Genomic DNA, 11,809 nt, shown 5'->3' on the forward strand with positions numbered 1-11,809 from the left:
GGTCAGCGAGGGGATAGCTCGGGGTCCCGGCTTGCCACCGAATTCCTAGCGGACCTGTCTGCTGCGAAAGACGGCTACAGCCCACAGCGAACAGTCGGTTAGCTGTAGACGAGCCGTCGCTGGTAGAGGTCCGGAGGATGTCGAAACGAGAGCGAATGCCTCAACGTCGCCGGCGCCACAAACGCGAAAGCGTCACCGAACGGCACTGCACCAACTAGATAAAAACATCGTAAGGAACCACAAACTACGGTGACTCCCAGCACTAGGGACTTGCTGCCAAAAGACGGCGGGGTGCCGCCCGGAAAATACTACAGGTCTCGGCAAAAAGTCCACTAGCAGATGCACATCGCTAAGGCTCTGTCGGGCGCACACTGAACCCATCGCTTGCTAGTCTAATTTGTTCACACCAGTCCTCACCCGACAAAAACAATGTAAGCGCTTTACTGGTTCTCTGCACGGCAGATGAACTTATCCAGGACCTTACAGTCCCCTCGGCCTGTATCAATGTCGAAAAGCGGACTGATCCACCTGGCTGGAGTAAACGCAGCTCTGGCGTGGGGAACTTATCCCTGTATCCCTCACTTCTCCAACCTGCTATTTCCGTCTCGATTCCTTCTGACACCTGATACGCAACTCGATGGCCGAGGGAACTGAACCTCATGGCGTTGCCTCTGGGCGTCTCCACCTCCACAAATTCTTTAGCTCCATTTACAGTGATTTCCGAACCTGCGGGTAGCTGCCACCGTTGCACAACTTCCGGACTATTCATCTTATCTTCAACACGGTCATCCACAATTGTGTATCCACGTTCTAGAGAATGTAGGACAGTACGGTTCCAGACGGTGCCCTCAATGGCGCGAACAAGTACGGTCGCCATGATGTGAGTCCCTGTACGGGCAAAATGGCGCAGCGGCGATTCAGAACTTGGATAATACTTTCTTCCGCGCACGTCGATGACGTTGTGCGCGCTTCTTCCCCTGAAAAAAAGCCGATATGCCCCAGCCTCATAGGCAAAGAGCCCTGAATCGCAAAGAAGCTTCTCCCCATGCATATCCAAGGTGATTGAGCCGGCATCCTCATGCCCATGCACGGCAGATGAACGTCCTGCTCCAAACCGCAGGGTCAAATAGGAAACGGCGGGATTATGGTGCCAGCTATCCCAGCTTGATCGCGCAAAGAGATACCCGGATTTATAGAGCTTGACTCGAGAGGGCGGTGCGTACTTAGAATTTCTTACCCACTCTGTATGAGTTCCATCAATGATAGGCGCCCTATGCTCAAGCGTGTCACCTATCAGCGCGTAGTGGTTAGACGGTGATGTCGCATGAGCCATAAAAGTAGGCATTTCACGCAGCGCATTTGCGATGGCTGCGGGGACTTCACCTGTTGCGGCCTTTATTCTGACAGCTGCCTCAGAATACCAACGGTAGTTTCGATATTGATAATCTATAGACCCTTCTACCGAGACGCCCTCTTCATCGATTGCTGAGTTTAGCATGGTTAAAATGCGGTCGGTGGATAATGAAACCCACTCTGGCTGCTCTAAAAAATGTCCAATGGCAAGGAGGCCCATATCCTGATGAAGACTATGGTTACCCTTCCCCTCATAGTTACCTGGGTCCGCTAAGTGCTCTCCATGAACTCGAATAGCATCAATGAGCCATCGTTCGGGACCAAAGTATTCAATCGCCCGCAGTAAAACGATAGCCCGCATGCCCACCGCCATATCAAACCAGGAATAGTCCGATGCTGGAGATTCGACGGGGTTTTCGTCAATCCAAGACGTGATTAGACGCTCATACAAGCGACGCCCGAGCTCCGAGTCCTCGAGCTGACTAGCCTCACGCAACCGGTCAACCCAAACCAAGCAGTGATATTGGAACCGCCAATTGGCGTCCTGCAGGGGATCCGACTCCCAAGCGAAATCAGGTCCTACTAACTGGGCACTGTGCGGCGCAAGTGTTAACTTACCGTCTAAAAGCTGTGCAAGATGCTCAGACCGCGGAATGTCAGTCGTGGACTCAGTACTGTATGTATGAAACAACTGCTCAGAAACTGCAGATATATCTAGCATTCTGATCCTTAACAAGGCTAAATGACCACTGCGCAATAAATGGGAGAACAACAATATGGCGCTTTGCAACCAAGAATATAAAACGTACTAGTTGAGCCGCTTTAGGAGATTTCGCGCGAAGTCATTACTCACAACATCTGGATCAAGAGCCGCAACATGTTGTGAAACGGAGCGCCGCACGGATGGTGATACTAATCGATCAACTGCGGCGCTCAAGGCGTCGGCGAAGTCTGCCACAGACGGACCGTTCACGAAGACAGTTACGTCTCCTAATAGGCCCTCCCGAAGAGGCGCCGTGTCCGCCGCAACTACCGGCAATCCAAAGGTCTGATACAAAAGCGCGGCCCCGCTATTAAGGAGCCTTTCATAGTTGACAAGCCCAACGTCTGCAGCGCGGAGAAAATATTGCGCACGCTCGGAAGGTACGCGGCTTGGCTCGATGAGAACATTTGGATGCACCAACGCCCTAGCGACAAATTCGTGTGCCTCCTCTGAAGTGTCAGGCGCGCCGGCTACCAGAAGACGGATTTGGCGGTCACGATTCTGACTAACTACAAGGTCCAGCGCCTCCAGCAATCGATAAAGTCCTTTGTAAGGCTTAATGGCTCCGAACAAGAGGAATACAACTTCATCCGGGCCAATGCCTAGTATTATTCGTGATTCTTCGCGTGTTGTGTGGTCCTGGTAAGCCCCAGTGTAATTTGGGTGCGGCGCGTAAAGCAGCTTTTGAGGGTCGAGCGTGACGATCCCGGACATAGCATCTTGTGTAGACCGAGACATAATATGGACCACATTCGCAAGGTCGGAGATCTTCTGCTGAACTTCCAATTCGAGGTCGATAAATTCGGCGTCGTGCGGATACAGATTATGCACAGTCCAAATCAGATTTATGTTTCTGGACCGAAGAGCTTCTAGTCTCCCGATCATACCCATAGCCAAGGTTCGAGCCCGCACCGGATCACTGTTGCCGAACGTCATCCAGGCGTTCCAATGCAGATGCAGTGTAGTACCGGAAGCCATTGCCTGAAAATCTAACAGCGACTTAAACTTATCAGGGCGAAGGATTGGGCCAACAGCTATTCCATTGTCCGGAAACTTCTTGTACAAAAGGGATTGGAATGGGTTCACCCGCGCGACGGGCGTGTATCCCAATAAGTGAGGCCTATCCGTAGACCTTACGGAACTCATCGCGGCTAAAAGTTCCGCCGCAGGGCTCTGCTTACTAGCAGTGAAACCATGATAATTTATCTTCATTTTGATGCCCCATCAATTACATGCTCGAATTCTTCCACGTATCGTCGCCCGTTGCCGTCCCAATCTCTCTCGTTTCGGACCCATTTCAGGGCCTCGTCAACAAGACGCGCAGTCTCTTGAGGATCGGCTGACAATGACTGAAGTACATCCGCAAGCTGATACTGATTTCCATGTTCAAATTGCAGCCCACGAAGCGGCGCATCCGTAATCTCTCGTAGGGCAGGCAGATCACTCGTAATTACGGGGCGGCCCGATGCCATGGCTTCGTAGGGCTTCAATGGGGTTACGTAGACCGCTGCCCTCTCCGCAATGCGAGGAACAACGAAAAAATCGATTATAGAATAGAAATCTGGTATGTCAGCATGATCAACGGATCCAGTGAAGATAACCCTGTCAGTGACATCAAGTCTGTTAGCCAACTGTTCTAACGCGGGACGGCGGGGTCCGCCCCCAACTAGCACACAGCGAAATTCCGAGCCCCGCTCCTTCAGCTCCTTTGCAGCATAGATGAGTGTTTCATGTGACTCACGGTAATGATCCATGTTCGATACATATCCAAAAGTTGGATATCCCGTGAGACCGTACTCAACATCGAGAGTTTCGGAACGCTCTTTAGGACTGAACGCATTGGAGTCCACAGCATTAGGAATGATGCCAATCTTTTCAGAAGGTATTCCCCGGGAGATCAGCTCGTCTTTCATCGCTTGGCCGATCGTCAAGATGCGATCCGCAGCATTCATGCACATCTCTTCGACCCACATACGACGATTGAATATTTCCCCTTTGGCTTCGTATTCAATATCCTTAGTCCAATTTCCTTCGAAGAAGGATCTAACCTCATAGACAAAAGGGATGCCTGTTTTTTCTTTCAACGCCAGCCCCACCAAGGCCGTGTCATACCCACGTCGACCGGAACTGGCATGTATAACGGATGGTTTATATCTGATAACTTGCTCGTACGCAAGCTGGGCAAACATCTGAAGGAAGTCATCATTAGGCATGTCGCTATAGTCAATGTCTCCTACATCCAGGCGGACATGCGTAACCCCATCAAGGACTTCGTGCCGTGGAAAGTTTGGTCCACACACGACTCTTGGAAAGCCAGGTTCCGTGACCACGATAGGTTCCAGTCCTGATTGGAGCTCAGCGACAAAGTTGTGGTGGCTTCTTGACGTAAATCCATTGGAAAGATAAGGTCTGCTTTCCTTGACCAGATGAAGGACTCTCCCCTTCACCCTAGCCTCCACAGGCACGCGCGGGCCTGGAACTTTCGGCACCCAACCTGACATTTCCCGTAGACGCCCTTCAAGCTTTCGCACCGCCAATGGGTCTGTTTTCTTGTCTAAGACAGATATCTGATGGATCAGGCTGAGAGACTCTGTCGCCTCTCCGCGCTTCGCTTGAACGTCCCTGTAGGCACGTAGGAATGCCAGGTTGTGCTTTAACCTTGGATACAGTGCCTGCGCCCAAGTATAGGCCTCGTCATAGTTTCCTTCCTTTGTGTGGAAGGTCAGAGCGTTGGCTCCGTCATATCGTGATGTAGGAACGGTATGACGGAGCTCCCCGGAGGCTACCAGGGGTGTGGGCGACCCAGAGCCTCCTGCTTGTCTCCGAAGGTTGTCATAGGCCTTTGAGTTGGTTTCACCCAAGCGAATGAGCCGGCTGATGTCTTGGTGGGCCTTATCCAACTCTTTTAGGGCAATCTCGAGAAGACTCTCGGCGTCCATTTCCCGTTTGAACGACGATTTCGCCCCTGGAGCACTAAGGTCTCTGGACACAGGTTCTCTCCCCCACGTTTTCACTAAAATGGACCCATACAACGCATGAGTCGCTTATACACGTAGCCTACAAGATTTCACTGGGGTATTTTTCCTACTAAAACTCGCGGCACCTTATAAACTGCATACAAAAAACGGCCCCGGACAATGTCCGGGACCGTTACCTGTGACCCCAGCGGGATTCGAACCCGCGTTACCGCCGTGAGAGGGCAGCGTACTAGGCCGCTATACGATGGGGCCGTGTACAGCGCATGAAGCTAAGTCGCTTCTGCACTCCTGATCGATCCACTGGAACGACCTGAAGAGTATTTCATACTCTTCTTGTGGAGACCAAATCGGACCTAGGTCCATCATTGATTACCGCTGGGATACCAGGACTCGAACCTAGAATGTCGGTACCAGAAACCGATGTGTTGCCAATTACACCATATCCCAATGTGCTTATCTGGGCCGCTTCGGAAGCTTCAAGTTCCTGTGCAACCCCTCAGCACGAGAAATAACTATACACGGGTTCCGAGGGAAGTACAAAACGGGCCGGCCTGCCTAGCTGCACCTGCCTTCAGTCACTTCTCGGACCCCAGGCAGAGCCCTGGAACTGCCTTCAGCGAAGCAATGACCCTGAGGCCGGAGTGCTCCTCCCGCACAGCCGGGTCGCCGCTGCGCTTAAGCCAGATCCCCTGCAGGCCGGCATTCTGCGCCCCGGCAGCGTCCACCACGGGGTTGTCCCCCACATAGAGTGTCCGGGCAGGGTCGGTTCCGAGCAGGCGCACGCCCTCATGGAAGATCGCCGGATCCGGTTTCGCGGCACCCACGGTATCTATGCCCACCAGGAGCTCAACCCGCTGCAGCCCAGCGGCATCAAGCTTGGCCCGCTGGTAGTCATGCACGTTGTTGCTCACCGCGCCGTAGGGAATGCCAAGCGCATCCAACTCGTCCAGCACCGCAGTGACGTCGTCGAACGCCCGAAAGTGCTGGGGCAGCACCTGCTCGTACGCGGCGTTCCAGGCCTCCTCGGCGGCGTCGTCGAAGGCCGGCAGTCCGTGGGCTTGCTGCGCGTGTGCCACCCGCAGCAGCCGCTGCCGAGTAAAGCTGAGCTCCCCGGTCAGATACTTGTCGTAGTAGCCAAGGGGATCAGCGGCGTAGAGGTGCTGGTAGGCAGCCCAGTCCTGTTCCGTGAAGTGCGCCAGGTCCGGGGCGCTGATGGCACGGAGTGTGCTGCCCATGGCGGCGCGGAGGTCCACAAGGGTCTCGTCGATATCAAAGAGCACACCGGTGGACGCTCCGCCCCGCAAATCACCCATGTTCGGCTCAGGCCTCCGAAGCGCGGAACGCGCGGATGCGTGCCAGCGACGAGTCCTTGCCCAGGATCACCATGGACTCGAACAGCGGCGGCGAGATCCGGCGGCCGGAGACGGCGGTGCGGACCGGGCCAAAGGCGAGGCGCGGCTTGATGCCCATGTCTTCCACGAGCGCCTGGCGCAGGGCAGCCTGAATGTTCTCGGCGGTCCAGTCCTCGACCGGTTCCAGCGCAGCGAGAGTGGCATCGAGCACCTCGCCGAGGTTCGCCGGCAGGCCCTTCCGTGCGTCATCCGCCACATCAATGGCATCGTCGGCCTTAAAGAGGAACCCGAGCATGTCCGGTGCCTCCCCCAGCAGGGTAATGCGTTCCTGGACCAGCGGCGCTGCCTCGGTGAGGATTTCCTCCTGCCGCGGCGTCAGCGTTTCCTCCACCAGTCCTGCGTGCTGCAGGTACGGCACCAGGCGGTTCCGGAAGTCGGAAGCCTCCAGCATGCGCACATGGGTGCCGTTGATGGCCTCGGCCTTCTTCAGGTCAAAGCGGGCAGGGTTGGAGAGAACGTCGTGGATATCGAAGTTCTTGATCAGTTCATCCACGCCGAAGATGTCCTCGTCAGCGGACAGCGACCAGCCCAGGAGCGAGAGGTAGTTCAGCAGGCCCTCGGGGATGAAGCCGCGTTCGCGGTGGAGGAAGAGGCTGGACTCGGGATCGCGCTTGGAAAGCTTCTTGTTGCCGGCTCCCATAACGTACGGCAGGTGCCCGAACAGCGGCATGTACTCCGCCACTCCAACGTCGATCAGCGCCCGGTACAGGGCAATCTGGCGCGGTGTGGAGGAGAGCAGGTCTTCGCCGCGCAGTACATGGGTGATACCCATCAGCGCGTCGTCCACTGGGTTGACCAGGGTGTAGAGCGGCGCACCGTTGGCACGGACCACCACGAAGTCGGGCACGGTACCGGCCTTGAACGTAATTTCACCGCGGACCAGGTCGGTGAACGTGATGTCCTCGTCCGGCATCCGCACGCGCAGCACGGGCTCGCGGCCTTCGGCCTTGAACGCCGCGATCTGCTCTTCGGTCAGGCTGCGGTCGAAGTTGTCGTACCCCAGTTTGATGTCCCGGCCGGCAGCACGGTGACGGGCCTCAATTTCCTCCGGAGTGGAATAGGACTCGTACAGGTGCCCGGCATCCTTGAGCTTGCGGATGACCTCCTGGTAGATCTCCCCGCGCTGCGATTGCCGGTACGGTGCGTGCGGGCCGCCGACTTCAACGCCTTCATCCCAGGTGATGCCCAGCCAGCCCAGCGCATCGAGCAGCTGATGGTAGCTTTCTTCGCTGTCCCGGGCTGCGTCGGTGTCCTCGATGCGGAACACCATGGTGCCGCCGGTGTGCTTGGCGTAGGCCCAGTTGAACAGGGCGGTACGGATCAGCCCGACGTGCGGGGTACCCGTGGGAGACGGGCAGAAGCGCACGCGCACCGGCGTGCTGTCGTTGACGGTGGGAAGATCGGCAAGGGAAGAAGGCTCTGTAGTCATGATTCCCCCAGTTTAGTCGCTGCGGGCAAACCCTTATCCGGCGGCGGCCCGAAGCAGCAGGAAAACCCCGCCACCTACCAGCGCTCCGGCCGCGGCAGATGCGAGCAGCCGGCATCGACCCGCGACAACCAGCAGCAGCGCCACGGCGCAGGCTGCACCCAACCCTGCTGCCACAGCCAGACCAGGAAGCCCGGGGATGGCTGATGCCGCCAGGACAGGCAGAATAACGACGCCGGCGCCCAGGCTCAGCGCCGGCCAGTCCGGCCGCCGCGTCCGGGGCAGCAGCAGGGTAACGGTGTAGGAGGCAATCATCGCGAAGACGACGGCGGCCAGCTCCCGCGGACCGTCGAGCCAAAGGATGAGGCGCAGGAGCATAAAGCACAGCGCGCCGGCACCCAGGATCACGGGCCCGGCACCGGCGCGCGCGATGGAATGGCGCAGGTCACCCCTCCGGTCGAGCGTCCGCACAAGCACCCAGGGAAAAACAATAACCAGCAGCACGGTGCCGGCGCCCCAAAACCAGGGCGCCGCCGTCGTACCGGTTCCAGTCCCTGCCGCCGTGCCGGCACCGGTGAACGGCGCCAGCATCAGGGCGGCTGCCCAGACTATTCCGGGCGCCAGGGAAGCGCCGCGGAGCTGGGCAGGTGCCGCCATCATTCCCCCAGAAGCGCCGGGCGCAGATTAGGCGCGGACGATATTCGCCAGCGTACCGATGCCCTCGACCTGCACTTCAATGCGCTGGCCTTCAGTGATGAGGCCGACGCCGGCAGGGGTTCCGGTCAGGATGACATCGCCCGGCAGCAGCGTGAAGGCTTGGGAAACATAGGCTACGAGTTCCTTGACGCCCCAGATCATCTGGTCGGTGTTGCCGTTCTGGACCTGCTCGCCGTCCAGGAACGCGCGCACCGCGAGGTTGTCCGTGTCCAGTTCGGTCTCGATCCACGGACCGATGGGGCAGGAGGTGTCGAAGCCCTTGGCCCGCGCCCACTGGTCGTCGGTTCGCTGGGCGTCGCGGGCGGTCAGGTCGTTGGCGCAGGTGTAGCCGAAAACGACTTCGTCGACCCGGTCCAGCGGAACGTCCTTGCAGATGCGGCCAATGACAACGGCCAGCTCCGCCTCGTAGGAAACCTCTTCGGAGAAGGAGGGCAGCACGATCGGATCGTTCGGCCCAATCACGGAGGTGTTGGGCTTGAGGAACATCAGGGGCGCCGGAGGAACGTCATTGCCCATTTCAGCGACATGATCGGCGTAATTCCGGCCGATGCCCACCACTTTGCTGCGCGGGATAATCGGCGCGAGGAGCCGCACGTCCTCCAGCTTGTGCCGCTCCCCCGTGAGCTGCACGCCGGAGAAGAAGGGATCACCCTTAATAACCGCAATTTCTTCGAAACCCTCTTCGCCGTCGACGACGCCGAAAGCAGGGTCACTGTCCTGGATAAACCGAGCAATACGCATGTTTCCAAGCGTAGTCGAGAAAGGTGCCCGGGAATGCGCTGCTGCCGGCGGTCCGGCCGGCAGCAGCGCATTCGGGAACGGCGTCCTCTACTGAGTGCGGCGCCGCAGAGCGGATCCGAGGACCAGCAGCGTGCCCGTCAGGAGGATCCCGCCTCCCATCAGGGCCATTTCAGTGGTGAGTGCCGCTCCGGTCTGGGGCAGCTTTGCCTGTCCCCGCCCCGTGAAGGTGTTGACTGCTTCAAGCGAAACACTTTCTCCCCCCATGACAGTCACTGGGTCCGGCAGGTCGATGGTCACCAGGACGGCACTGTTCTGGCCCGATTCTTCCTCGCGGATGAAACACGTTGAGCCCGCAGGAATGTCCGGGTAGGACCGGCTGACCGCAGCTGTGCTGCCTGCGGGAATCAGGATCGTGTCCCTCACTGTGCCGTCGCAGATAACGCTCAGGACTACACGGTCATGAAGGCCCGCTGCGGCCCCGGCAAGGCTCTTGGTCACGAGCAGCTGGCCGTAAATGAACTGGACATCGTTGACCAGTTCGGCAACCGCGGTATTCCCTGATGTGATTTGAACAGTGATTGTTTCGCCGGCGGTGACAGTCACAACCTCATTCGCACCTGTGACTTCCTCGCTAACCGTGCACAGAGCACCATCAGCAATTCCTTCAAAGGCTTGGGTATATACGCCAGCAGGAGTGCCGGCGGGAATGGTGAAGGAGCCGGGGAGCCCGGCACCGCAGTCCACGTTGACGACTATGTCCCCTTGGTTGCCCGCCCCGGCGCCGGTAATCGTCTTAGCCACCGTCAAGGATCCAGGGTCCACCTGCAGGTGGGAAAACAAAGCGGTGTCGTTGGCGCCCAGCTGACTCGTGGCAGCGAGGATCAGCGGCTGGGCCGCACCGGGGTTCCCTTGTGCCAGGTACACACTCCCCGCCTGGACGTTCACGTTGGCTACAGCCCCCAGGGCACCGGACGATGGCCCCGTCGTGTTGTTCTGCACCCACAATTGCGTTCCAGGGAGCACCTGAGAGCCGCTGGCGAGGGCGTCTCCCCCAGTCTGCGCCGTGTGAAGTGTAAACCCATCGGGAACCGTCACCGTCACAGCGTCCACGTTCTCCCCGTTGACGGTAAAGGGACCAGCCCGCGTTCCCATATCGGCCGACGCCGTTTCGGGCGTGATTTCGATTCCGGGTACCGCTGGCTCAAGGACCGGTCCGTTTGCCTGGGCGGCAGCAACGATTGCGGCCACCGCTCCCCGGATGTCAGTTTGAGCTGTGTCGACCACGTATCCATCGGTGAAATACCAGATGGCTGCCTGCACGGCGGCGGCCTGCTGGTCGGCAGTCAACCCGGCCGGCTGCGGCATCATTGGATAGTAGTTGTTGAGGATGAACGTCACGTACCCGATATTCGGCACGTTGGACTCTGCCCAGGAGTCCAACTGATATTCGATACCTACGCCGGTTTCCAGATAGACGTTGATGCAGTACATCTGGACCGGCTGTCCCTCGGCGCTGACCGCATTAACGATCCCGGCGAAAGTGTCGATGTCTACATAGTCCGCCGGATTCTCCGCCGGGTATTCGGCGGTCGGGTCCATACCGCTGCCCTGCCCGGGATGCAGCCCTTGGATCTCTAGACCGGGACCAAAGCCGGTGACCTCCAACGCCGGCAGTGGCTCAACAGCCATCGCGTTCAAGGGGCCTGCCATCAAGAGGCCGGAGGTAATTAGCCCCGCTAAGAGTGCACGCCATACAGGCACCCGTTGACGTCTAACTGACTGTCCGTTGGCCTTGGACAGCGACAAATAAGATCTCATGGACATCGACTCCTGCATTAGCTGTTTTCGACGCCGCAACCGGAACTTTGCGGCCTATCGGAGAACTTCCGCCCCCACGAATCCGCGAGGGTACTGGAAATCCGCGGCCAGCGACAGCGCAAAAAGATGTGCACTTGGCTACAAAAGGGTTGCTAAACAGATAACGCGGGTAAATATTGGACGCTTTCCTGCCTCAAGGACTGCCGAACAGCAGGGGAAGCCTGCCCGGGGAGGGCGGCACGGGATTGCGTGTGTGGGGGACCCCAGCGGGACTAGACCGGGGGTTAAACGGGTTCAGGCCCCGCAACAGTGTTGCGGGGCCTGAACCTGGGCCAACAAAAGGGGTGGCCTGTAAATGATTGTCCGGCGGTGACCTACTCTCCCACACCCTCCCGGGTGCAGTACCATCGGCGCTGCGGGTCTTAGCTTCCGGGTTCGGAATGGGACCGGGCGTTTCCCCCGCGCTGTGACCGCCGTAACCCTTCCAACCCTAACCCCCTCTGCGGTCCTGAGACCGGTCGCGGGGGCGGGTAAATCTGGTGGATTACACGGGTACCGTGTATTCAATTATTTGTTCCCTGGAACAACCAACGGGTTGTTG

Annotated in this window: 8 protein-coding genes, 2 tRNA genes and 1 rRNA gene; all 11 read right to left on the reverse strand. The window is 58.1% G+C overall.

Going from position 1 to position 11,809, the window contains the following annotated elements:
* Nucleotides 1–349: 349 nt before the first annotated feature.
* Entirely contained in the window at nt 350–2,074 is a 1,725-nt protein-coding gene (locus AL3_RS18215) for a heparinase II/III domain-containing protein (protein ID WP_083521863.1), read from the reverse strand.
* Between the two features lie 87 nt (nt 2,075–2,161).
* Nucleotides 2,162–3,226 carry a glycosyltransferase gene (locus tag AL3_RS18220; RefSeq protein ID WP_161599349.1) on the reverse strand — a complete coding sequence of 355 codons (1,065 nt, stop codon included), beginning with the start codon at nt 3,224–3,226 and terminating at the stop codon, nt 2,162–2,164.
* 98 nt (nt 3,227–3,324) lie between these two features.
* Nucleotides 3,325–5,055, reverse strand: a complete 1,731-nt coding sequence (locus AL3_RS18225; protein WP_083521865.1) for a glycosyltransferase family 4 protein — start codon at nt 5,053–5,055, stop codon at nt 3,325–3,327.
* Nucleotides 5,056–5,273: 218 nt separating this feature from the next.
* Nucleotides 5,274–5,346 (reverse strand) — tRNA-Glu (locus tag AL3_RS17180).
* Between the two features lie 123 nt (nt 5,347–5,469).
* Nucleotides 5,470–5,541, reverse strand: a tRNA-Gln gene (locus AL3_RS17185).
* A gap of 128 nt (nt 5,542–5,669) precedes the next feature.
* The gene (locus AL3_RS17190) at nt 5,670–6,407 is read right to left on the reverse strand and encodes an HAD family hydrolase (protein WP_066303402.1); all 738 of its coding nucleotides are present in this window, start codon (nt 6,405–6,407) and stop codon (nt 5,670–5,672) included.
* Between the two features lie 7 nt (nt 6,408–6,414).
* A complete protein-coding gene (gene gltX / locus AL3_RS17195) occupies nt 6,415–7,935 on the reverse strand; it encodes a glutamate--tRNA ligase (RefSeq protein WP_066303403.1) in 1,521 nt (506 codons plus the stop codon).
* Nucleotides 7,936–7,968: 33 nt separating this feature from the next.
* The gene (locus AL3_RS17200) at nt 7,969–8,592 is read right to left on the reverse strand and encodes a hypothetical protein (protein ID WP_157075279.1); all 624 of its coding nucleotides are present in this window, start codon (nt 8,590–8,592) and stop codon (nt 7,969–7,971) included.
* Nucleotides 8,593–8,616: 24 nt separating this feature from the next.
* Nucleotides 8,617–9,390 (reverse strand): fumarylacetoacetate hydrolase family protein, encoded by a 774-nt coding sequence (locus AL3_RS17205; protein ID WP_066303407.1) that lies wholly within the window; start codon nt 9,388–9,390, stop codon nt 8,617–8,619.
* A gap of 87 nt (nt 9,391–9,477) precedes the next feature.
* Nucleotides 9,478–11,079: a DUF5979 domain-containing protein gene (locus tag AL3_RS17210; protein ID WP_066303409.1), complete on the reverse strand. Its 1,602-nt coding sequence runs from the start codon at nt 11,077–11,079 to the stop codon at nt 9,478–9,480.
* Nucleotides 11,080–11,569: 490 nt separating this feature from the next.
* A 5S ribosomal RNA gene (gene rrf / locus AL3_RS17215) occupies nt 11,570–11,686 on the reverse strand.
* Nucleotides 11,687–11,809: the final 123 nt, after the last annotated feature.

It is taken from the genome of Arthrobacter luteolus NBRC 107841 (genome assembly GCF_001552075.1).
Classification (GTDB): domain Bacteria; phylum Actinomycetota; class Actinomycetes; order Actinomycetales; family Micrococcaceae; genus Arthrobacter_B; species Arthrobacter_B luteolus.